The organism is Helicobacter pylori (assembly GCF_021062735.1).
GTDB classification, from domain to species: Bacteria; Campylobacterota; Campylobacteria; order Campylobacterales; family Helicobacteraceae; genus Helicobacter; species Helicobacter pylori_DN.
In genome coordinates, this window is sequence record NZ_JAHXLB010000003.1 from 67,277 (window position 1) to 90,568 (window position 23,292).

Annotated in this window: 25 protein-coding genes, 1 tRNA gene and 1 pseudogene; 17 read left to right on the forward strand and 10 right to left on the reverse strand. The window is 38.1% G+C overall.

The annotated features are described in order from the left end of the window. Nucleotides 1–144 precede the first annotated feature (144 nt). The 9 genes from panB (at nucleotide 145) to KX581_RS02485 (ending at nucleotide 5,579) form a co-directional block, all read left to right on the forward strand. Nucleotides 145–957: a 3-methyl-2-oxobutanoate hydroxymethyltransferase gene (panB, locus tag KX581_RS02445; protein WP_231175491.1), complete on the forward strand. Its 813-nt coding sequence runs from the start codon at nucleotides 145–147 to the stop codon at nucleotides 955–957. Beyond that, nucleotides 958–1,968, forward strand: coding sequence for a Holliday junction branch migration DNA helicase RuvB (gene ruvB, locus KX581_RS02450; protein WP_231175492.1), 1,011 nt, complete (start codon nucleotides 958–960; stop codon nucleotides 1,966–1,968). 66 nt (nucleotides 1,969–2,034) lie between these two features. Further along, a complete protein-coding gene (tatB, locus tag KX581_RS02455; protein ID WP_120871720.1) occupies nucleotides 2,035–2,517 on the forward strand; it encodes a Sec-independent protein translocase protein TatB in 483 nt (160 codons plus the stop codon). Then, entirely contained in the window at nucleotides 2,510–3,244 is a 735-nt protein-coding gene (tatC, locus tag KX581_RS02460) for a twin-arginine translocase subunit TatC (RefSeq protein WP_180385746.1), read from the forward strand. The genes tatB and tatC overlap by 8 nt, the downstream gene beginning before the upstream one ends. After that, entirely contained in the window at nucleotides 3,245–4,282 is a 1,038-nt protein-coding gene (queA, locus tag KX581_RS02465) for a tRNA preQ1(34) S-adenosylmethionine ribosyltransferase-isomerase QueA (RefSeq protein ID WP_120871716.1), read from the forward strand. Next, a complete protein-coding gene (gene rsmG / locus KX581_RS02470) occupies nucleotides 4,279–4,815 on the forward strand; it encodes a 16S rRNA (guanine(527)-N(7))-methyltransferase RsmG (protein ID WP_180629178.1) in 537 nt (178 codons plus the stop codon). The genes queA and rsmG overlap by 4 nt, the downstream gene beginning before the upstream one ends. After that, nucleotides 4,809–5,039: a PP0621 family protein gene (locus tag KX581_RS02475; RefSeq protein WP_162967176.1), complete on the forward strand. Its 231-nt coding sequence runs from the start codon at nucleotides 4,809–4,811 to the stop codon at nucleotides 5,037–5,039. The genes rsmG and KX581_RS02475 overlap by 7 nt, the downstream gene beginning before the upstream one ends. A gap of 2 nt (nucleotides 5,040–5,041) precedes the next feature. Continuing rightward, the gene (locus KX581_RS02480; RefSeq protein ID WP_231175493.1) at nucleotides 5,042–5,449 is read left to right on the forward strand and encodes a hypothetical protein; all 408 of its coding nucleotides are present in this window, start codon (nucleotides 5,042–5,044) and stop codon (nucleotides 5,447–5,449) included. 42 nt (nucleotides 5,450–5,491) lie between these two features. After that, nucleotides 5,492–5,579: transfer RNA gene (locus tag KX581_RS02485), tRNA-Ser, on the forward strand. A gap of 1 nt (nucleotide 5,580) precedes the next feature. Here the strand turns inward: KX581_RS02485 and KX581_RS02490 are convergent. Beyond that, nucleotides 5,581–6,183 carry an outer membrane protein gene (locus KX581_RS02490; RefSeq protein ID WP_000291620.1) on the reverse strand — a complete coding sequence of 201 codons (603 nt, stop codon included), beginning with the start codon at nucleotides 6,181–6,183 and terminating at the stop codon, nucleotides 5,581–5,583. 289 nt (nucleotides 6,184–6,472) lie between these two features. On the opposite strand from KX581_RS02490, the gene KX581_RS02495 reads away from it, so the two are divergent. From KX581_RS02495 to copP, 7 genes are read left to right on the forward strand one after another with little or no spacing between them, the layout of a single operon-like run. Continuing rightward, the gene (locus KX581_RS02495) at nucleotides 6,473–6,847 is read left to right on the forward strand and encodes a chemotaxis response regulator CheY (RefSeq protein ID WP_000772148.1); all 375 of its coding nucleotides are present in this window, start codon (nucleotides 6,473–6,475) and stop codon (nucleotides 6,845–6,847) included. A 12-nt stretch (nucleotides 6,848–6,859) separates the two neighbouring features. Then, nucleotides 6,860–7,849 carry a 50S ribosomal protein L11 methyltransferase gene (prmA, locus tag KX581_RS02500; RefSeq protein ID WP_231175520.1) on the forward strand — a complete coding sequence of 330 codons (990 nt, stop codon included), beginning with the start codon at nucleotides 6,860–6,862 and terminating at the stop codon, nucleotides 7,847–7,849. A gap of 8 nt (nucleotides 7,850–7,857) precedes the next feature. Next, complete coding sequence (gene ftsH, locus KX581_RS02505) at nucleotides 7,858–9,756, forward strand: ATP-dependent zinc metalloprotease FtsH (RefSeq protein WP_000805295.1); 1,899 nt, start codon at nucleotides 7,858–7,860, stop codon at nucleotides 9,754–9,756. A gap of 2 nt (nucleotides 9,757–9,758) precedes the next feature. Further along, a complete protein-coding gene (locus tag KX581_RS02510) occupies nucleotides 9,759–10,013 on the forward strand; it encodes a hypothetical protein (RefSeq protein WP_154455583.1) in 255 nt (84 codons plus the stop codon). After that, entirely contained in the window at nucleotides 10,003–10,716 is a 714-nt protein-coding gene (gene pssA / locus KX581_RS02515) for a CDP-diacylglycerol--serine O-phosphatidyltransferase (RefSeq protein ID WP_001122213.1), read from the forward strand. Before KX581_RS02510 ends, pssA begins: the two co-directional genes overlap by 11 nt. Continuing rightward, a complete protein-coding gene (copA, locus tag KX581_RS02520) occupies nucleotides 10,713–12,938 on the forward strand; it encodes a copper-translocating P-type ATPase CopA (RefSeq protein ID WP_231175494.1) in 2,226 nt (741 codons plus the stop codon). The genes pssA and copA overlap by 4 nt, the downstream gene beginning before the upstream one ends. Next, nucleotides 12,939–13,139, forward strand: a complete 201-nt coding sequence (gene copP / locus KX581_RS02525; RefSeq protein ID WP_120871704.1) for a copper-binding metallochaperone CopP — start codon at nucleotides 12,939–12,941, stop codon at nucleotides 13,137–13,139. It abuts the gene before it with no gap. Nucleotides 13,140–13,290: 151 nt separating this feature from the next. On the opposite strand, the gene KX581_RS02530 is transcribed toward copP, so the two are convergent. Together KX581_RS02530 and csd4 are read right to left on the reverse strand one after the other, a co-directional pair. Then, the gene (locus KX581_RS02530; protein WP_120871806.1) at nucleotides 13,291–13,572 is read right to left on the reverse strand and encodes a hypothetical protein; all 282 of its coding nucleotides are present in this window, start codon (nucleotides 13,570–13,572) and stop codon (nucleotides 13,291–13,293) included. Nucleotides 13,573–13,788: 216 nt separating this feature from the next. Further along, the gene (csd4, locus tag KX581_RS02535; RefSeq protein WP_231175495.1) at nucleotides 13,789–15,105 is read right to left on the reverse strand and encodes a M14/M99 family metallopeptidase; all 1,317 of its coding nucleotides are present in this window, start codon (nucleotides 15,103–15,105) and stop codon (nucleotides 13,789–13,791) included. Between the two features lie 135 nt (nucleotides 15,106–15,240). On the opposite strand from csd4, the gene KX581_RS02540 reads away from it, so the two are divergent. Continuing rightward, on the forward strand, nucleotides 15,241–15,756 hold the full coding sequence (locus tag KX581_RS02540; RefSeq protein ID WP_231175496.1) for a flagellar FLiS export co-chaperone: 516 nt from the start codon (nucleotides 15,241–15,243) through the stop codon (nucleotides 15,754–15,756). A gap of 3 nt (nucleotides 15,757–15,759) precedes the next feature. Here the strand turns inward: KX581_RS02540 and KX581_RS02545 are convergent, their stop codons facing one another. From KX581_RS02545 to hofB, 7 genes and pseudogenes are all read right to left on the reverse strand, one after another. Then, a complete protein-coding gene (locus KX581_RS02545; protein WP_120871698.1) occupies nucleotides 15,760–16,755 on the reverse strand; it encodes a HoxN/HupN/NixA family nickel/cobalt transporter in 996 nt (331 codons plus the stop codon). A gap of 57 nt (nucleotides 16,756–16,812) precedes the next feature. After that, nucleotides 16,813–17,475, reverse strand: a pseudogene (locus KX581_RS02550) (DUF3226 domain-containing protein). 28 nt (nucleotides 17,476–17,503) lie between these two features. Further along, nucleotides 17,504–18,592, reverse strand: a complete 1,089-nt coding sequence (locus KX581_RS02555) for an AAA family ATPase (protein WP_231175497.1) — start codon at nucleotides 18,590–18,592, stop codon at nucleotides 17,504–17,506. Between the two features lie 123 nt (nucleotides 18,593–18,715). Further along, complete coding sequence (locus tag KX581_RS02560; RefSeq protein ID WP_120880565.1) at nucleotides 18,716–19,294, reverse strand: restriction endonuclease; 579 nt, start codon at nucleotides 19,292–19,294, stop codon at nucleotides 18,716–18,718. A gap of 3 nt (nucleotides 19,295–19,297) precedes the next feature. Beyond that, nucleotides 19,298–19,921: a neuraminyllactose-binding hemagglutinin family protein gene (locus tag KX581_RS02565; RefSeq protein WP_120871692.1), complete on the reverse strand. Its 624-nt coding sequence runs from the start codon at nucleotides 19,919–19,921 to the stop codon at nucleotides 19,298–19,300. Next, nucleotides 19,915–21,570 (reverse strand): ABC transporter ATP-binding protein, encoded by a 1,656-nt coding sequence (locus tag KX581_RS02570; protein ID WP_231175498.1) that lies wholly within the window; start codon nucleotides 21,568–21,570, stop codon nucleotides 19,915–19,917. The genes KX581_RS02565 and KX581_RS02570 overlap by 7 nt, the downstream gene beginning before the upstream one ends. Nucleotides 21,571–21,660: 90 nt before the next feature. Beyond that, nucleotides 21,661–23,100 (reverse strand): outer membrane beta-barrel protein HofB, encoded by a 1,440-nt coding sequence (hofB, locus tag KX581_RS02575; RefSeq protein ID WP_231175499.1) that lies wholly within the window; start codon nucleotides 23,098–23,100, stop codon nucleotides 21,661–21,663. Nucleotides 23,101–23,292: the final 192 nt, after the last annotated feature.

The window sequence follows — 23,292 nt, forward strand, 5'->3', positions numbered from 1 at the left end:
CTAAATCCCTTGAATTGTTTGTTAAAAGCTTCTTTCAATTATACTAAAATAATTAAAATGACCGGTTAAAATGGAGTAAAATTTTTACCCACCCCAATAAAGTCATGCTACAATGCCACTATATCTAACACTTAGGATTTTTCAATGAGCATGCAAACCGCCCCAATTAAAAAAATCACTCTCAACCACCTCCAAGCTAAGAAAAATCAAGAAAAAATCATCGCTATTACCGCTTATGATGCGCTATTCGCTCAAATATTTGATCCGCTAGTGGATGTGATTTTAGTGGGCGATAGTTTGAATATGAGTTTTTTCAATCAAAACGACACTTTAAGTGCGAGTTTTGAGATGATGCTCTATCACACCAAAGCCGTGTGCGCGGGCGCTAAGAATCCTTTTATCATCACAGACATGCCCTTTGGAAGCTATAAAGATGAAAAAACAGCCCTAAAAAACGCCATTAGAGTTTATAAAGAAACCCAAGCGAGCGCGATCAAACTAGAGGGCGGAAAAGAAAAAGCGAAACTGGTTAAAACGCTCACTAATGAGGGTGTTATTGTGGTAGGGCATATTGGCTTGATGCCCCAATTCGTGCGCCTTGATGGAGGTTATAAGATTAAGGGCAAAAATGAAGAGCAACAAAAAAAGCTTTTAGAAGACGCCTTGAGTTTAGAAGAAGCCGGGGTGGGTTTATTGGTTTTAGAGGGTATAACCACCCCTATCGCTCAAAAAATCACGCAAACAATCAAAATCCCCACGATCGGCATAGGGAGCGGTAAAGATTGCGACGGGCAGATTTTAGTGTGGAGCGATATGTTAGGCTTTTTTGATAGCTTTAAGCCTAAATTCGTGCGAGAATACCTCAAAGGGAAAGAATTGGTTCAAAACGCTATCAAGCAATACGCTGATGATGTGAAAAAGGGAAACTTCCCTAACGAATTAGAAAGTTATCATTAAATGAAAGAACGGATAGTCAATTTAGAAACTTTGGATTTTGAAACTTCTCAAGAAGTGAGTTTGCGCCCTAATCTTTGGAAAGATTTTATCGGTCAAGAAAAGATTAAAAGCAATTTGCAAATTTCTATTTGTGCGGCTAAAAAACGCCAAGAAAGTTTGGATCACATGCTCTTTTTTGGCCCGCCCGGTTTGGGTAAAACTTCAATCAGCCATATCATCGCTAAAGAAATGGAAACCAATATCAAAATCACTGCCGCTCCCATGATAGAAAAAAGCGGTGATTTGGCCGCCATTTTGACGAATTTGCAAGCTAAAGACATTCTTTTTATTGATGAAATCCACCGGCTTAGCCCAGCGATTGAAGAGGTTTTATACCCGGCAATGGAAGATTTTAGGCTGGATATTATCATAGGCTCAGGCCCAGCGGCTCAAACCATTAAAATTGATTTACCCCCTTTCACCCTCATCGGCGCTACCACCAGAGCCGGAATGCTCTCTAACCCCTTAAGAGACAGATTTGGCATGAGTTTTAGAATGCAATTTTATAGCCCTAGCGAACTGGCCCTTATCATCAAAAAAGCCGCCACTAAACTCAACCAAGACATCAAAGAAGAAAGCGCTGATGAAATCGCTAAAAGGAGCAGAGGCACGCCAAGGATCGCTTTAAGGCTTTTAAAAAGGGTGCGCGATTTTGCGTTAGTCAAAAATTCAAGCTTGATGGATTTAAACATCACTTTGCATGCTTTGAATGAATTAGGCGTGAATGAATTAGGCTTTGATGAAGCGGATTTGGCGTATTTGTCTTTGTTGGCTAACGCTCAAGGACGGCCGGTGGGTTTGAACACGATTGCAGCATCCATGAGAGAAGATGAGGGCACGATTGAAGACGTGATTGAGCCTTTTTTACTCGCTAATGGTTATTTAGAGCGCACCGCTAAAGGCAGAATCGCCACGCCTAAAACCCATGCACTTTTAAAAATCCCCACTTTAAAGTCTCAAACTTTATTTTAATCTTGTTTAGAAAGAAAATTACACTACAATAACGATAAAATTTTAAGGGTGTGAAAGTAGATTATTATGTTTGGCATGGGCTTTTTTGAAATCCTTGTGGTGTTGATTGTGGCGATTATTTTTTTAGGGCCAGAAAAATTCCCCCAGGCTGTCGTGGATATAGTGAAGTTTTTTCGTGCGGTTAAAAAAACGCTCAATGACGCTAAGGACACTTTAGATAAAGAAATCAATATTGAAGAAATCAAAAAAGAAACTCTAGAGTATCAAAAACTCTTTGAAAACAAAGTGGAGAGTCTTAAAGGCGTTAAGATTGAAGAATTAGAAGACGCTAAAATAACTGCAGAAAAGGAGATTAAAAGCATTCAGGATTTGATGCAAGATTACAAACAAAGCCTAGAAAACAACGCACCCCCTAACCACTCCAATGAAGAAGTTTCCAATGAAGAAGCCTTAAATGAAGAAATTTCAAGCGATGAACCTCCTAAAGAAGTCCAATTAACAACCGATAACAACGCTAAAGAACACAACAAAGAAAAAGAGCATGTTTGAAGATTTAAAACCGCATTTACAGGAATTAAGAAAGCGTTTGATGGTTTCTGTAGGAACGATTTTAGTGGCGTTTTTGGGGTGCTTTCATTTTTGGAAAAATATTTTTGAATTTGTTAAAAATTCTTATAAAGGCACACTCATTCAGCTCTCCCCTATTGAGGGGGTCATGGTAGCGGTTAAAATCAGTTTTTCAGCCGCTATCGTCATTTCCATGCCCATTATTTTTTGGCAATTGTGGCTCTTTATCGCTCCAGGGCTTTACAAGAATGAAAAAAAAGTGATTTTGCCTTTTGTGTTTTTTGGGAGCGGCATGTTTTTAATGGGGGCGGCGTTTTCTTATTATGTGGTGTTCCCTTTCATCATTGAATACTTAGCTACTTTCGGGAGCGATGTGTTTGCGGCTAATATTTCTGCATCCAGTTATGTGAGCTTTTTCATGCGCTTGATTTTAGGCTTTGGCGTGGCGTTTGAATTGCCTGTTTTGGCGTATTTTTTAGCTAAAGTGGGCTTGATTACTGATGCGAGTTTGAAAGCGTATTTCAAATACGCTATTGTAGTGATTTTTATTGTAGCAGCCATTATCACTCCCCCTGATGTGGTGAGTCAAATCTTTATGGCATTGCCTTTAGTGGGGCTTTATGGGCTTTCTATTTTAATCGCCAAAATGGTCAATCCGGCTCCCAAAGATAACGAAAATAATAACGAAAATGACACCAAAGAGAATTAGTTGAAAGAATTTGATCTAGAAAGCTATGATTATCATTTGCCTAAGGAATTGATCGCAAGCTACCCCGTTTTGCCCAAAGAAAAGGCTAAATTGCTCGTCTATGAAAGGCGTTCGCAAACAATCACGCACACCACTTTTGAGCATGTTTTAGATTTTTTCCCTAAAAACGCCCTTGTGGTGTTAAACGACACCAAAGTGATGAAGGCCAGGCTTTTTGGATCTAAGCATGCCTTTTTGCCATCAAAAACGACCGAAGTGTTTTTCCACCGCTTTTTTAAAGACAATACCGCCCTAACTCAAATCAAGGGTAAGATCAAAGTGGGGGATAAAATCTTTTTTGATGAAAATTATTACGCTGAAGTTTTGGAATTACTCCATAACGGCCAACGCTTGATCGCTTTTTATGACAATCAAACCCCCTTAAATCAAGAAAATATCTTAAAGCTTTTAGAGCAATACGGGCATATGCCCTTACCCCCTTATATTAAAAGAGCCGATGAAAGTTTGGATGCACATGAATACCAGAGCGTGTTCGCTAAACACACCGGCGCGGTGGCTGCCCCTACAGCGTCATTGCATTTTTCTCAACACGGCTTAGAAAAATTATTGAAAGATTTCAAGCACGCTTTTTTGACCTTGCATGTGGGGGCTGGGACTTTTCTTGGCGTAGAAACTAAGGATATTAGAGAGCATCAAATCCATACAGAAGTTTTGCATATTCCTAAAAAGAGCCAAGAAATTTTGCAAGAATCCCAAGAGATTTTATGCATCGGCACGACCGCTTTAAGGAGCGTGGAATATTTCAAACGCTTAAAAAACCCTAATCAAGAATCGTTTGAATGCGATATTTTCTTGCATCTTGCTAATCCTATTTTGCATGTTAATTATTTGCTCACTAATTTCCATTTGCCTAAATCAAGCCTTTTAATGCTTGTAAGCGCGATGATAGGCTTAGAAAAAACCAAAGAAATCTACAAAATAGCCATAGAAAAGAAGTATCGTTTTTATTCTTATGGCGATGGGATGCTGATTTTATGAACCCCTTATTGCAAGATTATGCGCGCATCCTTTTAGAATGGAATCAAACGCACAACTTGAGCGGCGCGAAAAATTTAAGCGAGTTAGAACCCCAGATCACAGACGCTCTAAAGCCCTTAGAATTTGTCAAAGATTTTAAAAGCTGCTTGGATATTGGGAGCGGGGCGGGACTTCCTGCTATCCCTTTAGCCCTTGAAAAACCGGAAACGCAATTCATTCTTTTAGAGCCAAGAATAAAAAGAGCGGCTTTTTTAAACTACCTTAAAAGCGTTTTGCCTTTAAAAAACATTGAAATTATTAAAAAGCGTTTAGAAGATTATCAAAATCTTTTACAAGTGGATTTGATCACTTCTAGAGCGGTCGCTAGCTCTTCTTTTTTGATAGAAAAAAGCCAACGCTTCCTAAAAGATAAGGGGTATTTTTTATTCTATAAAGGCGAGCAGTTAAAAGATGAAATCGCTTTTAAAGACACTGAATGCTTTGTGCATCAAAAACGAGTTTATTTTTACAAATCAAAGGAAAGTTTATGTTAAGAATTTTAATCCCCTTGCTCATTATTGTGTGGGTTTTATGGCGTTTGTTTTTGAGGCAAAAACCCCTTAAAGACAACCACTCTTACACGCAACAAACCCCTAAAGAATTAGAAGATCACATGATTATATGCTCTAAATGCCAAACCTATGTCTCTAGCAAAGACGCTATTTACAGCGGGGCGGTAGCCTATTGCAGTGAAACTTGTTTGAATAATAAGGGGTAAATATGCTTATTTTAGGACACCCTTTAATCCCTAGCACTCGTTTTGTTTTCATTAAAAACACCGATGCTGTTCATTCCAGCACCAATAACGATATAGTGTGTTTTGAAGCACACCCAAAAAATTTGGAATTAGCTAAGTATTGCTGTGAAAATAGCGTCAATTTTAGCGTGATCTTTTTATCGCACAAGATAGAAACGGACGCCTTTTTTTTATTCAACGCTTTCAAACCGCTCTATTGTATTTTTAAGGATATTAAGCAAGCCATACTCGCCCAACAACACGCCACTAATTACTTATTAGATAGCAAAATCTTGTTTTCTATGGATTTAAACGATACAGAATTGTGGGAAATTTGCGCTAAAAATCAAATAGATGGCGTGATTTCTAAAGATTCACTCCTTTTAAAATAAGCCCTTTTTAAACAAATCTTAGTTATAATAAGCCCCTTTTAAGGGGAGATGTCCGAGTGGTTGAAGGAGCACGCCTGGAACGCGTGTAAGGTGCAAGCCTTCGAGGGTTCGAATCCCTCTCTCTCCGCCATTTAAAAATGCCACGAATGCGAAATAAAAAACAAAAAGCTCCTTTCAAACAAGCTGCGCCTTTCAGGGGTTAGAAAGATTTTCATGCCAATTTCCACATCCACCTTATGATACAAAACGATCGTGCGAAACTGCACCCCAAATTTCCCGATAGCCCTAAAATAAGTGTTGTGAAAATTGAAATCTTTTAATGAATCCCAAGTATTCACCACCAAATCTTTGACTTTATTGTTGAGTATCCATGTATTGGCGGCCAGTTGCAAGCCAAAGAAAAAAGCCCAGCGGTTGATAGGGTTTTTAGCGTAGGCGACCATGAAATCCCCTCCCACCCCATAAGTGAACATGTTCGCTTGCAAAGTAGAGTCATTATTAAAAAGCACATTACCATAATCTATAAAGAAATAATACCTAGAATAAGCCCAATCGTTTTTAGGATTCACTTCATAGCCTTGAAGGATTGAAGCCCCTTGTAAAAGCTTGTTAGTGTTTAAAGGGCGCATAAACACCGTGCCTATTTGATAAGAAGAAGACATATAACTCAAATTTTCAGCATTTAAAATATTTAAAAAACTTATACCCAGTATTAAAATTCTTAAATAATACACTTACTTGTAAAATCCTTGTCTTTCTTTTTTCAAACCATCCAATGACCCTTTATCGCGCTCAAAAGTTATTTTATTACTTTTAAACTATTATGATAGCAAACAAACTGAATTTTTTTACAAATGAGAACGCTCATTGAACGCTCCATTTAGCCAATGATTATTGTCGGTCAAGGTAATTTTAATCAAAACATGCTATTATTTGGAATGATTTATTATTATAAGGCGTTAGAGACGCTTTGGCTGTTTAAAAAGAGCCTAATTTAAATGCAATCTTAAAAGGAGAAGCGCTTTGAAATTACTAGTAGTAGATGATAGCTCAACTATGAGAAGAATTATTAAAAATACACTTTCACGCTTAGGCTATGAAGATGTTTTAGAAGCTGAGCATGGGGTGGAAGCTTGGGAGAAACTAGACGCTAATGCGGACACTAAGGTGCTTATTACAGATTGGAACATGCCTGAAATGAACGGCTTGGATCTCGTTAAAAAGGTGCGTGCGGACAGCCGTTTTAAAGAAATCCCTATTATTATGATCACCACAGAGGGCGGTAAGGCCGAAGTCATTACGGCTTTGAAAGCGGGCGTGAACAACTACATTGTGAAACCTTTTACCCCCCAAGTTTTGAAAGAAAAATTAGAGGTTGTTTTAGGGACAAACGATTGAGTGTTAAAGCCAATGTATTATGAGTTTTTCTTTATCTTCCCTAAGGAGCGAGAGCTTTTTGAGAGCTTTCTTTTAGACACCACGCATCTAGCCTTAGAAGAATCGAGCCTAGAGAATTTAAAAGCGTTTGACGATAAAGAAACCGTTGAGTTTATAAGCCAATCCAGTTGGCATTATTTCGCCACTCATGACCCCCTAAAAAAAGATTTAAAAGAAAATTTAAAAGAAAAACCCCCACATCTCAAAAATTTCGTTATTTTACGCTCTGAAGAGAATTTGAATAACTCACTCATTCCAGTATTAGAAGCGTTTTGTTTGAATTTAAAACAAAACCTGCAAAGTGAGTTTGATTTTTTCTACCTTTCACGCAATTTGGCTTCAAAAGATTGGCTAGAAGCCTACAAACAAGCTATTTTGCCGGTGCAATGCGCCCAATTTTACATACACCCTAGTTGGCATCAAAAACCAAGCCATGTCGCTACAGATGATAGCATAATGATTGATCCGGCTCTTGCCTTTGGATCAGGCCATCATGAAAGCACTTCTATGTGTTTGGAATTGCTCTCTAACCTTGATTTAAAACGCAAAAACGCTCTAGATGTGGGCTGTGGGAGCGGGATTTTAAGCATCGCCTTAAAAAAACAAGGCGTTAGTGCTTTAGTAGCTTGCGATACGGATAGTTTAGCCGTTGAAGAAACCCTAAAAAATTTTAGCTTGAATCAAATACCCCTATTAGCGCAAGATAAAGTCATTCATGGCTCTACGCAAAAAATTAAAGGGCGTTTTGATATTATTGTGGCGAACATTGTCGCTGATGTGATTAAGAGTTTGTATAGTGAATTTGTGCGGCTTTGTAACCACACTCTTATTTTATCAGGGATTTTAGAAACCCATTTAAACTCTGTTTTACAGATCTATTATAATGGATTTGAGGTTTTAGAGCAACGACAGCGTAACGAATGGGTCGCTCTAAAATTGCTTAAAAAACAATCAATAAATTAAGGATTATAATGAAACCAACGAACGAACCTAAAAAACCTTTTTTTCAAAGTCCCATTATCCTTGCGGTTCTTGGAGGGATTTTACTCATTTTTTTTCTGCGCTCTTTCAATTCTGATGGCAGTTTTTCGGACAATTTCTTAGCTTCTAGCACTAAAAATGTGAGCTACCATGAAATCAAACAGCTCATCAGCAATAATGAAGTGGAAAATGTGAGTATCGGTCAAACTTTGATCAAAGCCAGCCATAAAGAGGGCAACAATCGTGTGATTTATATCGCTAAACGAGTGCCTGATTTGACCTTAGTGCCTTTGTTAGACGAGAAGAAAATCAATTATTCTGGTTTTAGCGAGTCTAACTTTTTTACGGACATGTTAGGGTGGCTCATGCCTATTTTAGTGATTTTAGGGTTATGGATGTTTATGGCAAACCGCATGCAAAAAAATATGGGTGGGGGTATTTTTGGCATGGGGAGCACGAAAAAACTCATTAACGCTGAAAAACCTAATGTGCGTTTTAATGACATGGCGGGCAATGAAGAAGCCAAAGAAGAGGTGGTAGAAATCGTAGATTTCTTAAAATACCCCGAACGATACGCTAATTTAGGGGCTAAAATCCCTAAAGGCGTGCTGTTAGTAGGGCCTCCAGGAACCGGTAAAACCCTTTTAGCAAAAGCGGTAGCCGGCGAAGCGCATGTGCCGTTTTTCTCTATGGGAGGGAGCAGTTTCATTGAAATGTTTGTGGGCTTAGGGGCAAGCAGGGTTAGGGATCTGTTTGAAACCGCTAAAAAACAAGCCCCTAGCATCATTTTTATTGATGAAATTGATGCCATAGGTAAAAGCCGAGCGGCTGGAGGCGTGGTGAGCGGTAACGATGAAAGAGAGCAAACCTTAAACCAGCTCTTAGCCGAAATGGATGGCTTTGGGAGCGAAAATGCACCTGTAATTGTCTTAGCCGCAACGAACCGCCCTGAAATCTTAGACCCGGCCTTAATGCGTCCAGGGCGTTTTGACAGGCAGGTTTTAGTGGATAAGCCTGATTTTAATGGCAGGGTAGAAATCTTAAAAGTGCATATTAAAGGCGTGAAACTCGCTAATGATGTGAATTTGCAAGAAGTCGCCAAGCTCACCGCAGGGCTTGCAGGAGCGGATTTAGCGAATATCATCAATGAAGCCGCGCTTTTAGCAGGAAGAAACAACCAAAAAGAAGTCAGGCAACAGCATTTAAAAGAAGCGGTTGAAAGGGGGATTGCAGGGTTAGAAAAGAAAAGTAGGCGCATCAGTCCTAAGGAAAAGAAAATCGTCGCCTACCATGAAAGCGGGCATGCCGTGATTTCTGAAATGACTAAAGGGAGCGCTAGGGTGAATAAAGTCTCTATCATTCCAAGGGGAATGGCGGCTTTAGGCTACACCCTTAACACGCCTGAAGAAAACAAATACTTGATGCAAAAACACGAACTCATCGCTGAAATTGATGTGCTTTTAGGCGGGAGAGCGGCTGAAGATGTCTTTTTGGAAGAAATTTCTACCGGTGCGAGCAACGATTTAGAAAGAGCGACTGATATTATTAAAGGCATGGTGAGTTACTACGGCATGAGCAGTGTCAGTGGGCTTATGGTGTTAGAAAAACAGCGGAACGCCTTTTTAGGAGGTGGTTATGGAAGCAGTAGGGAATTTAGCGAAAAGACCGCAGAAGAAATGGATCTTTTCATTAAAAACTTGCTAGAAGAACGCTATAAGCATGTCAAACAAACCTTAAGCGACTATAGAGAAGCGATTGAAATCATGGTCAAAGAATTGTTTGACAAAGAAGTCATTACAGGCGAAAGGGTGCGTGAAATCATCAGCGAATACGAAGTTGCCAACAATTTAGAAAGCCGTTTGATCCCTTTAGAAGAGCAAGCGAGTTAAGAGTGCGAGCTTACAAACGGATTTTTGATAAGGGTTTAAAGCCTTATTATAAACATTCTGTTTGTTTAAAGTTTTTTTTTAGATTTTGTTTTCTAAAAACTCATGCTTATCAACAGCGTTATAAAGCGTTTTCTCTAACGCTCTTTTCTTGTAAGTTTTTTAACGCTTGTGAGATTTTTATTTCCATAATGGATTTTAAAATCGTTTTTATTCCCATTCTAAAAGCCAAGTTAAAAAGAGTCTCTAATGCCTATTAACCCTCTCTATCTTTTCCCTAATCTTTTCACCGCTAGCAGTATTTTTTTAGGCATGATGAGTATTTTTTACGCTTCCAGTTATCAATTTGTCATGGCGTGCTGGTTAGTGGTAGCGAGCCTTATTTTAGACGGGCTTGATGGGCGTGTCGCAAGGCTTACCAACACCACTAGCAAATTTGGTATTGAATTTGACTCCCTGGCTGATGTGGTCGCTTTTGGGGTGGCCCCAAGCTTAATCACTTACTTTTATGTGGGGTATAACTTTGGGCGCATAGGCATGGCGGTGAGCGCGTTGTTTGTGATTTTTGGAGCGATACGATTGGCGCGATTCAATATCAGCACCAACACAAGCGACCCCTATTCTTTCATCGGCATCCCTATTCCTGCTGCGGCGGTATTGGTGGTGCTTTGTGTATTATTGGATAACAAATACCATTTTTTAGAAGGAAATACAGAAAAGTTATTTTTAGGCTTCATTGTCTTATTGGGGGTGCTTATGGTGAGCAATATCCGCTACCCTAATTTTAAAAAAGTCAAATGGAATCTCAAGCTTTTCATCTTAGTGTTGATTTTTTTATCGTTAGTGTTTGTGCGTCCTTTAGAAGCTTTAAGCGTGTTTATGGGGTTGTATTTGATTTATGGCATCATTCGGTGGCTCTTTTTAATGGTAAAAATTATTTTTAATAAAAATAAGAGCGCATGAAAGAATCTTTTTACATAGAGGGAATGACTTGCACGGCGTGTTCTAGTGGGATTGAACGCTCTTTGGGGCGTAAGAGTTTTGTGAAAAAAATAGAAGTGAGCCTTTTAAATAAGAGCGCTAACATTGAATTTGACGAAAACCAAACCAATTTAGACGAAATTTTCAAGCTCATTGAAAAGCTGGGCTATAGCCCTAAAAAAAACCTGACAAAAGAAAAAAAAGGATTTTTTAACCCTAATGTTAAATTAGCGTTGGCGGTTGTTTTCACGCTTTTTGTGGTGTATCTTTCTATGGGGGCGATGCTTATTCCTAGCCTTTTACCTGAACGCTTGCTTACGATTAATAATCATAGTAATTTTTTAAACGCTTGCTTACAGCTTATAGGCACGCTCATTGTCATGCATTTAGGGAGGGATTTTTACATTCAAGGGTTTAAAGCCTTATGGCACAGACAACCTAACATGAGCAGCCTTATTGCCCTAGGCACAAGCGCTGCCTTAATTTCAAGCCTGTGGCAATTGTATTTCGTTTATACAAATCAGTGGTCTTATGGGCATTATTATTTTGAAAGCGTGTGCGTGATTTTAATGTTTGTGATGGTGGGCAAACGCATTGAAAATGTTTCTAAAGACAAAGCTTTAGACGCTATGCAAGCCTTGATGAAAAACGCCCCAAAAACCGCCCTTAAAATGCAAAATAACCAACAGATTGAAGTTTTAGTGGATAGCATTGTGGTGGGGGATATTTTGAAAGTCCTCCCTGGAAGCGCGATTGCAGTAGATGGTGAAATCATAGAGGGCGAAGGGGAATTAGATGAGAGCATGTTAAGTGGCGAAGCGTTACCGGTTTATAAAAAAGTCGGCGATAAAGTCTTTTCAGGGACATTCAATAGCCACACGAGTTTTTTAATGAAAGCCACGCAAAATAACAAAAACAGCACCTTGTCTCAAATTGTAGAAATGATCCATAACGCTCAAAGCTCAAAGGCAGAGATTTCTCGCTTAGCGGATAAGGTTTCAAGCGTGTTTGTGCCAAGCGTGATCGCTATCGCTATTTTAGCGTTTGTGGTGTGGCTCATCATCGCGCCTAAACCCGATTTTTGGTGGAATTTTGGAATCGCTTTAGAAGTGTTTGTATCGGTTTTAGTGATTTCTTGCCCTTGTGCCTTAGGATTGGCTACGCCTATGAGCATTTTAGTAGCGAACCAGAAAGCGAGTTCTTTAGGATTATTTTTTAAAGACGCTAAAAGTTTAGAAAAAGCAAGGCTAGTCAATACGATCGTTTTTGATAAAACCGGCACGCTCACTAACGGCAAGCCTGTCGTTAAAAGCGTCCATTCTAAGATAGAATTATTAGAGTTATTGAGTTTAGCGGGCAGTATTGAAAAGAGCAGCGAACATGTCATCGCTAAAGGGATTGTAGAATACGCCAAAGAGCGTAACGCTCCCTTAAAAGAAATGAGCGGGGTTAAAGTGAAAATAGGCTTTGGCATTAGTGCTAAAACAGATTATCAGGGCGCTAAAGAGACCATTAAAGTAGGTAACAGCGAGTTTTTTAACCCTATTAACACGCTAGAAATTCAAGAAAATGGGATTTTAGTGTTTGTGGGTAGAGCGATTAGTGAAAAAGAAGACGAGCTTTTAGGGGTGTTTGTTTTAGAAGATTTGCCCAAAAAAGGCGTGAAAGAACATATCGCTCAAATCAAAAAATTAGGCATTAACACTTTTCTTTTAAGTGGGGACAATAGAGAGAATGTCAAAAAATGCACGCTTGAATTAGGGATTGATGGTTATATCAGCAACGCTAAACCACAAGACAAGCTCAACAAGATTAAAGAGCTTAAGGAAAAAGGGCAGATCGTGATGATGGTGGGCGATGGCTTGAATGACGCTCCTAGCCTTGCTATGAGCGATGTGGCGGTAGTGATGGCTAAAGGGAGCGATGTGAGCGTGCAAGCAGCAGATATTGTGAGCTTTAATAACGATATTAAATCGGTTTATAGCGCGATTAAATTAAGCCAGGCGACCATTAAAAATATCAAAGAAAATTTGTTTTGGGCTTTTTGTTATAATAGCGTGTTTATCCCTTTAGCTTGCGGGGTTCTTTATAAGGCTAATATCATGTTAAGCCCGGCGATTGCGGGTTTAGCGATGAGTTTAAGCTCTGTGAGTGTGGTCTTAAACTCCCAAAGACTAAGGAATTTTAAAATTAAGGATCATTGAATGAAAGCAACTTTTCAAGTGCCAAGCATTACTTGCAGCCATTGCGTGGATAAAATTGAAAAATTTGTGGGCGAAATTGAAGGCGTGAATTTTATTGATGTGAGCGTGGAAAAAAAGAGCGTGGTTGTGGAATTTGAAGCTCCAGCGACACAGGATTTGATCAAAGAAGCTTTATTAGATGCAGGGCAAGAAGTAATATAATAAAGGTGTGTGATATAGAAGTATTGGGTTAAAAAACGCAACATTCAAAAGGGTTGTTGGTCTTTTAATGCTTTGTTTGGGTGTTTTCACGCCCTTCAATGGTGATTTATCATAACCATAAGAGAAAAAATTATCGTATTTCCCCATTTTCTTACTCCAATTTTTTATACATACGGATCTGCTTGTTCAAGCCGCTGATTACACCACCAATCAAAGAAAGGGAGTCGAGAGATAAATGGCTTTTGAATGATGAGCGAATAAGTTCAAAGATTTTAACAAACAATATGCATAGCTCATCAGGTTTCATGTTGCCAACAAGGCATAAGCCCTGTATGTATTCAATAGGGACAAGAACGCGAGAGCAATCATCCTTTAAGTCATTGTCTAATCGCTGTGTTAAGCCATCCATGCCCTTTTGGATTATCTCATGCATTCTTTCTAAAACACAATATTCCCTTGCTAAAAAAGAATAAGATGAACGCATGATATAAAGTCTTCTGCTTATTTTGCATAGCCTCTTTGTTAAGTCAGGTAATGATAAATAAAGATTTCTAATGTCTGGCATCACTATCCTTTATTGGCGGTTGTCATGTTATGTCATGCGTTGCCTTAAAACACTATAAGCTCTTTTGGTAAGGTTTATCCATCCCTACACAAATTTCACCAAGATCATCCCGCTAAACGCATCATTTTTGTAAAATTCTATGCGATAGATCCTTTCTTGCTTGTCCAATGAAAAGCGTTTTTGAAAATCTTTAAATCTAATCGTATAACCCGCTTCATTAGGCTTATTTTCATTAGAAACGCTAAAGCCAATCACATTCGCGCGGATATTATCCATAGCATGGATATAAAAACTCTCTTTCACTTCAACCACGCTCCCTATTTTAACCATTTTATCGTTATTGTCAAGCCGCATTTTCACTTCTTCTAAAGAATGATCAAACTCTATATAAAAGGGCGATAATCGTGTCATAAGCTTGTTACCATATTTTAAAAACACTTCTTGTTTATTTTTGACTAACCCCACAATGTAAGCGTTGCTCTCTATGGGGATTTGCGGGATTTTAGTGTTGTGGGGCAAGGGGAAATGATTGAGTTTAGGGCGCAAGTTAAAAAGGGGCATTTTAGGCAGAGAGCTGATTTTTGCCCACAAGCTTTTATCATTGATTAGGGCATGCACGCTGTTAGGGTTAAGCTCAAAATCGCGCTTAAAAGGGATATTGAGCTGATTGAGTAAGCCCTCAATGGCTTGCAAGTGGTAAAACACCCTTGATGCTAAAGGGAGTTCTTTGCTGGCTTCATTGGCAAAAGCGCTCTTTTTTTGATTGATCGCATAAAAAGTTAGGGCTTTTTGCATTTCTGTATCGCCTTGCGCAGTGCGCGTGTTTTTTAAATGATACTCCTCAATGGGGTGCAATAAATGGGCGTTGATGCTCTCAATCGTATTGTTTGCAAAAGCAAGCAAATTAGGGAATTTCGCCCCCTTAACTTCATCTTGATCAATAATAAAGCAATTCCCCCAACGCTTAGGATTGAGCGTCGCATCAATATAAATAGGGCGATAATACCCACCACCATCATGCAAGTGCAAGACGGCGTCTATATTGGGTTTTGCAATCAAGGATTTGATTTCTTGGATAGTGGGGTATTCGGGGTCTTTTTTATCTAAAGTAGCAAATTTGCGGTTCATATCCCCATACAAGCCCCTATGATTTCTTAACATGGAAGGCTTATTCAATACGGGAACCACTTCCACCAAGCCTTTTAAAACGCTATAGTGCATTAAAAACAAATTAGTTGCATTAAACCCTCCAGGCTCATCGCCTTGAATCCCTGCTAAAAGCAACAAATGGGGGGCTTTGTCTCTGTCTTCTACATTTGTAGGGGCTTTTTCTATCGTTTCTATCGCATGCACAAACACCCAAGAATACAAGCCCCACACCAAAAGCCATATTTTTTTCATCCAATCTCTCTACTATTTAAAACTAAAAGATCGCTAATTATACCTAAAAACCTTTTTAAGGGTGTTTTTTAAAGTTTCCATAAAAAAGGAACGAAAAATGCTTGTGAATGATCAATTCTATTTAAAAGGTTTTTTATGGATATTTTAAAAACTCTTCAAAAGCATTTGGGCGATGTTGAAACAAGCGATTTTAAAACCAATGCGATAGAAAAATCCCAACAAATCGCTAAATTCAGTAGGGACATGAAAAATATAAACGAGAGCGTTGGAGCGTTACAAGTCTTGCAAATCGCTTGCAAAAAGCTTTTCAATAAGAGCATGGGTTTAGAAGATAAAGACGCTTTGCAAGCTTCTATCATTAAACAAGAGTTGCGAGAAATTGTAGAAAATTGCCAGTTTTTAGCCTCCCCTTTGTTTGACACTCAGCTCAACATTGCCATTAACGATGAAGTTTTTTCCATGATTGTGGCTAATCCTTTGAATTTATTGGAAAATGTGGGCGGATTTCAAGCTTATTTGGAAGAAAAATTAAACGAAATTAAAGAATTATTAAGTTATTTGAGCGAAAGCCTTTCAAACCCTAAAGCTTTTATGCCAAGTTTTTCAAATAAAAGCCTTAAAGATTTGTTGAGCGATGATTTGAGGGCTTAAAATCTAGCCTTCTAGTTTAGAAAATTTGATTTTCCATAAGAAGAATGAGCCTAAAAACGCTATCACGAATAAGCCCACCAAGTAATAACCTAAATCTGTAAATTCCAGGCTTTGTAAGGTGTTTAAAAGGCGGTTTTCAAATTTTAAATGGAGTTTCTCGCTAACGACTTGAAAAAGCTCAATCAACCCAATAAAAAGCGCGATAAACACGCTTAAAGCGGTGATGGAGATGTTGTAGTAGATTTTCCTTAAAGGGGTTTTGAACGCCCAATCATACGCCTTGAGCATGAACGCCCCATCTAATGTGTCAAACAAACTCATGCCAGCGGCAAAAAGAATGGGTAAAGAAAGCATGCCCACCACACTCACTTTAATCGCGCTGCTAGAAAGGGCCAAGAGTGCGACTTCACTAGCGGTATCAAAGCCTAGCCCAAAAAGAAAACCCACAGGATAAATATGCCACGACTTGGAGACGAAATTAAACAAGGGCTTAAAAAAGCGATTAAGTAAGCCCCTACTCGTTAAAAGCCGTTCAATCTCTTCATTTTGTTGCCGGCTTAGGCTTTCATTAGAGTGCGATTTTTTGAATATTTTTAATAAATCCAAGAGAATAATCGCATTCAATAGCCCTATAATGAGCAAGAAAAGCCCAGAAACTAAAGTCCCCACTACCCCCCCTATTTCTTCTAGCATCGGCGTATGCTCTTTAGCCCAAGCGATTGCAAACGCGCTGATAATAGTCATTAAAATCACCACGCTTGAATGCCCCATAGAAAAGTAAAACCCCACGCCATAGGCGTTTTTGCCTTGTTGGGTGAGCTTTCTAATGGTGTTGTCTATGCAAGCGATGTGATCCGCATCAAAGGCATGCTTTGCCCCTAGCATGTAAGCCATAGACGCCGCCGCATAAAACGAAGCGTTATTAGCCATAAAGAGCAACGCTAAACCCAATGCATGCAAGAACACAATCGCTAAAAAATAAGGAAACCACAATTTCACAACGCACCTTTTTGTAAAAATAATATTTTTTGAATGATTGTAATATATTTTGTTAAATTAGAAAATCTTAAGTTTTGTTTTTTGATTATTTTGCGAATTGCCCTAGAAAATCTTTAAGGGGAATGAGAGAATTTGAGTTAAAATCAATCACTTCTTTTAGTTTTTCATATTCTTCTTTATATTCTTTCCTTATTTTACCTTTATCATCAATAATAATCTTTTCTTCATTCTTCTTGTCATTTTTATTCCGCTTATCTTTGAAAAAATTTTGTAGTTCAAACACTTCTAAATAGGCATACCACTTACTTTTGCTGATGTTTTTAATCGGTTTATAATGTTCTTTACTTTTAATGCATTCTAAGTATCCTTCAAAACATTTAAGAAATTCATCGTGTTTAGCAATTTCTAATAATAGGGTTTCTAAATCGCCATCATCTTGATTGTTAGGGAATAAAAAATTTGTTCTTCTGTAATCTTTTGTTGTGTTTTTGATAAAATCTCTTTTTTATTACTCTCATAGTCTTTATCGGCATCAAAAATGATAAGTGTTTTATCGTATTTTTCAATTTCAAGCAATCGTTTAGATAGGTTATCTTTTCCTGTTACATCTTTCACCTTAAAATTTTTAATTGGAATATCTTCTAGAAAATACAGATAAGCTTCTAAAAACACCTTATCGCTTGGACCTTCTACAAAAATCAGTATTTCTTTATCTGCCATTGAATGATCCTAATCTTAGTATGATGCTTTAGCCAAAAAGATTCTCTTCATTTTCAAAATAATATTCTAAATTTTCTCCATAATAAGTTCTTGGAATAACATATTGATCGTCTTGCTTAAGACAAAACAACTTAGTTTGATGCGCAAAATCCTTTTCTCTGATAACTTGATCTAAAATTTCTATAAATTCTTGGTTGTGGGTAGTCATAAACACTTGCAAATTACCATCTTTATTATTATTGATAAAATCAATAATATTTTTTAACAATAATCTCATGCGAGAAAAATGCAAGCCATTTTCTACTTCATCAATATAAATCGTTTTTGCGTTATCAGCCATAAAAGCGCTTACAATGTGCAAATATTTCTTCAAACCATCGCCAAATGCAGATAGTGGGAGTTTTTCTTTGACATTTCTCACTTTTAATTTGAGTTGGTTATTGGTGTTAAAGCTAATAGATTGGATATTGTCATCAAATTGGCTAAGATGTTTATTTAATTCTTCTTCTAATTGGTTGTTACTGCAAATTTTACTCACCGCTTGAATCATATGAACTTGCCTATAATCGCTAGGTATTATGACAGCGCTTTCAAAGGGTAAAAGTTTTTGCAATTGATTAGGATCAAAATTCTTAAATTGCCTATTGTAGCCTGACTGATTAGGAAATTTATCAATATTTAAGTGATCGTTATAAATTTCCTCATTATTTTTTTTAAGAGTGAAATTAAGCTGAGAAGACATTTGAGTTTGTTCTGCTGTAGGTATTATTTGCGACTCTATTACCTTTTGGTTTTCACTGGCTATGAATTTTATTTGCAAGTCTAAGGTTTGATTGTTGTCTAAAGTTGTAACAATTTGTATTTCTTCCTTAGTGTCCAAACCATAAAACATCAAGTTCTTTGATTCTGTTGTTAAAGGCTCTTTGTGTATATTGTCATAAACTTCCGTTATATTAGTGCATGGGTGCATGGATTTTCCCACTAAACAATACAACGCTTCTAGCAAATTAGATTTACCCACATTGTTCCCACCAGTAATAATGTTGAGTTTGGTAAAACCATCAATTTGAGTGTCCTTAAAAGTCTTAAAATTTTTAATGCGAACAGACTGAATCATTGAACCCCTTTATCCAAACAGAAATTGATGCTAAATTTTCATATTATAACGCATGCGATTACGAAAAAATTTAATAGGAAATAAATAAGAAATCATAAAAATAAAAGCATTATATAAATTATTCTATTTGGATTCGTTTTTCCCACCCAAAAACCTGACCCATTCGTCTCTATCAATCAAAAGCACTTCGTTAGCTTGAGCCAGTTTTTGAGCGGCCTGCGTGAAATAGCTGTTGGTGATCACGCAAGCTTTTTCGCAAGCGTAGTAAGCTTTAGAAGAGACCACCTCCTGAATAGCTTTGGGCGAAACTTTATGCGAGTAGCGTTTAGCTTGAACCGCCCATTTGACGCCATCTTTTTCTACAATCAAATCCGCTCCATAATCGCCGCTTTTTTGAGTGATTGTAACTTCAAAACCCTTTGAAGTGAAAAAGATTTTAGAATATTCTTCAAATTCAAAGCCGTTCATGGCGTCTATTTTTTGCAAAATGCGTTTGAGTTGGCGCTTCTTATACGAAGAGATAACGCCTTGAAAAAGCACTAACATGGAAAAAACGCCAAGAATTGACAACAATTTTAAAAGCAAATCATTAGCTGAGGTTACTAATTTCAATTCTAAGGCTTTTTCCAATACAACATGCCAAGCTAAATAAATCCCTACCGAAAACAAAATGACAAAAATAAAAAATACAATCTTTTTCATGCCTTAAAGCCACTCGGCATTTTCTATAGCGTTCAAACGCTTTTCTAAACCCTCCATAAGAGAATAGTAAGCCTTATTAAGGGCTTTGATCAAAGCGTTATGATAGGATTTGTCCTCTTGGGAAAAAAGAGAGGGGTTATCGCCCAAACGATTAGCGTAATAAACAGGCACGCTGAAAGCGGTGGGGATTAAAAGGGTGTCAAACGGGCAAGTGGTTTGCGGGATGCATTCTAAAATCAAGCTCGCTTGAAGATTTAAAAAACGCATGACGGATTTTGGGTCAGCGTTAGGCTCAATCGTCTTTTTAAGCCTTTCTTTAATGGCTTTTAAATCTTTAGGACTCTCTTCAAAAGAAAAAAAAACATTGCCTGAAACATTGAGGGTAAAAGCGCTTTTATCTTTTAAAAAATAAGCGATTTGTTGGGTGAGTGCTTTTTTAAATTCTTTTTGGTAAAAAGGCGGCACAAACTGGGCGTTAAAAAAGATTTTAGGGGGGGTTAAAGTGGAAGCGGTTTTTAAAGGGCTGTTTTTGGGATAATCTTTATATTTTAAATGGAGAGTCGTTTTGTTGAAAAACTGACACCCTAGTAAAATAAAAGCAATACCAACGCTTAAAACCCTTAGCATTCTATCAAACGCCCATGCTCTAATTTCACATGCTTGGTGGCTAATTTAAGCGTGCTTGGGTTGTGCGAGATGAGAACGATCAAGCGGTTTTGTTTCAATTCTAAAATGCTTTGTTTGACGCTCTCTTCTGTGTGATTGTCTAAAGCGGAAGTGGCTTCATCAAAGATTAAAACTTGAGCGTCTTTATACAAAGCTCTTGCAATGGCGATTCTTTGGCGTTGGCCGCCGCTAAGATTAGCGCCAAATTCATCTAAAACACTCTCTATCCCATGAGGCATTTTTTCCACAAAATCTAAGGCTTGAGCTTTTTTTAGGCATTCTTTGATTTTTACCTCATCAATTTCCAAGCCATACGCCACATTTTCAGCCACGCTCCCATTAAAAATAAACACCCTTTGAGTGACAACGCTAATCTTTTCTCTCAAGGATTTTTGAGTGATGCTTTCTATTTTTTGATCATTGATGAAAATTTCGCCCTGGCTTGGCTCATAAAGGCGTAAGATCAGATTCACTAATGAGCTTTTACCGCTCCCGCTTTCGCCTTTTAAAGCGATGATTTCATTTTGTTGGAACTTCAAACTAATATCGCTTAAAACATAACGCTCTTGATTGTCTGGCGTATAAGCCAGCCATACCTTTTTAAATTCTATGGTGTGTATAGCGTCATCTAGCGTTAATTCCCCATCAACAATAGCCGGCTCTCTTTCTAAAATCTCATGGATCCTGTCGCTAGCGACAAAGGCTTCTTGAAAATTAGAAACGATCCTAGTTAGGCGTTTGATCGGCGTATAGAGCATAAAAAGGGCCGTGATGAAAGAAAAAAACGCTCCCACGCTAATATGGCCCCTAATCACTTCATTCCCCCCTAAATAAATCACTAGCGCTATAGCGATAGAGCCTAAAAACTCCATTAAAGGCGAAGAAATTTCAGCCACGGCGATGTTTTTGATGCCGATTTTAAAAAACGCTTCATTTTCTTTCACAAAAGCCTTATGCTCTAATTTTTCGCCATTAGAGATTTTAATCGCTTCCACATTGTTAAAGACTTCACTCAAACGAGCGGTGATTTTGGCGTTACTCTCTTGGTGGGATTTAGCGAGTTTTTTAACCTTACGAATGATTTTACTGATAGGAATGGCGGCTAGGGGCATGATCACTAGCCCCACTAACGCTAATTTAGGGCTTTGATAGATCACCACCCCCACTAACCCGACAATCGTTAGCCCCTCTCTTATGCTCTCTGAAAGGTAATTGGACAAACTCGCTCTGATCAAACCTATATCATTGGTGATTCTTGCGATCAATTCGCCCTTTTTAGTTCTGTTAAAAAAATCCATTTCCATTTTGAGAAGGCTTTCTAACATGGTGTTGCGTATTTTTTTGACAATATCAAGCCCAATAAAGTTGGTGAAATAAGTGCCTAAATACATGCCCCCACTCTTACCCAAATACGCCAAAATCACTAAAAAAGGCAGGATTTTGAGCATGTGAGTGTCTTTATTGATAAAAATTTCATCTAAAGTGGGCTTGACTAAATAAGTCCCCCAAGCCGTGCTTAAAGCCACCACTAAAGAAGAAAATAAAACCACTATAAAACTTTTATAATGCTCTTTAAGGTATTTAGAATAACGCCTGAAAAAGAGTTTCAAATGCTTAACCTTTGGATTTGATTAAACTTGTATTATAGTGTTTTTATTAGGGGATTTTTAACGCTTTAATAAACAGCTTAAAGCGATTGATTAGAATTTAGCGCTAAGGGTTGTCATCAAATGGCTCCTGTCTGAATAAAGCGCTTTAGAGCCGGGCGTGGGTCTGTAACTCCCTACCGTAAAGCCTGAATGCGTCATCACGCCCAAATATTCTAACTTCACGCTCGCTGTCAAACTCTTACTGATCTTATAGCCCACATTAACAGCCGCGCTCGCTTCATTGGCTAAAGTGCCGCTAGTCCAACGCCATAAAGTCCCCCACAGCCACTTTTTATGCACGCCCCCACCAAAAACCCAGCCAGAGATGGCATCAGCGGTTACCACATGGCTTAAGGCTTGCCCTATATCATAAACGCTATTGGTCCAAAAATCAATGCCTAAGGGGTTTCCTGTCGTGCCGATGTAAGCGTTTGCGTTTTTCCATACTTTATAAAACGCTCCCCCGAAATTAAATTCATTGTAATCAAACCGTTGCCTAATGAGCAAGCTTTGCCCGGCGGTGCCTGCTTTTATAGCGTAACGATAAGTATCCCTTTTTAAGGGGGCATGGACAGGGAGCAAAATATAAGCTTTTGTTTCTGATCTAAAGCCCACGCCATCAAAATTAGGGTTACTATCATAGCCTACAACCACCCCAGGGCTATAATAAGTCCCGGGCGAAAATTGGAAAAAAGGGCTAACGCTAACCCCTTTTCTTTCATAAGTGTAATCCACTAAATGGATACCATAATTCAAAGTGCGCCCGTTTTTAATCACGGTTCTTGGAGAGTAAAAATCATAAATCCACTCCCCATAAGCGAACGCCCTACCCCATGAGCTAAACCACCATAATTTATGACTCCCCTCATTTTTATCCTTGACTTTAGCGCTGATTTCAAAACCTTGCGTGTAAGAGCTCATGTAAGGAGCACTAGATTGATAACGCCCTCCTTTAGCTAAAAAAATATCTTTATAGCGGTATTCTAAAAAAGCGTTATTCATCAAGTAATTACGGCGGATTTTATTAGCCCTAGCGTTCCCGCACGCTATAGAATCAATCACCTTGCCATCAGAACCAAGCGCGCATTCATGGATACTCGTGCCATCAAGCAAGGCTCTTTTACCCCCTAAATAGCCATCCCAATAACCGATGTAGTTATAAATAACCGATCCACCTTGATTGAATTTCGTGCTATCATAAGCGACCCCTCCTAGCGTGCCGCCGACTTTTCCCTCTAAAACATGCCCTTGATCTTTAAGGCTTTTAGATAAAAAATCCGCATAAATATTGCCCTGACCTACAGCGGTTACAAAAGTCTCTGTAGGATAAATCCCCCTAGAAATATCAATCTTTTTTTTATTAAAGCCAACTTTAGAAAAGGACTCCGCTAAAACTTCAATTTTATAATCAAACGCTTGCAAAGAAGCGCTCAAACTTAAAACATATAACCCACAAAAAACTTGATTCTTTAAAGGCGCGCTATTTTTCATTTTTTTCCTTTTAATAGCCAATACATCTTAAAGACTACAATTCTTAACTGATCTAAAAACAAAGAAGTATAATCAAGCTATTTATTTACTTTTAATTAACTCAACTATTCTAGATTATAACGAAATTTTTTTAGTTTCATCATAAAATGAGAGAAATTAAATCAAAATTTAATCAAAGTAGGATTTTTGTGC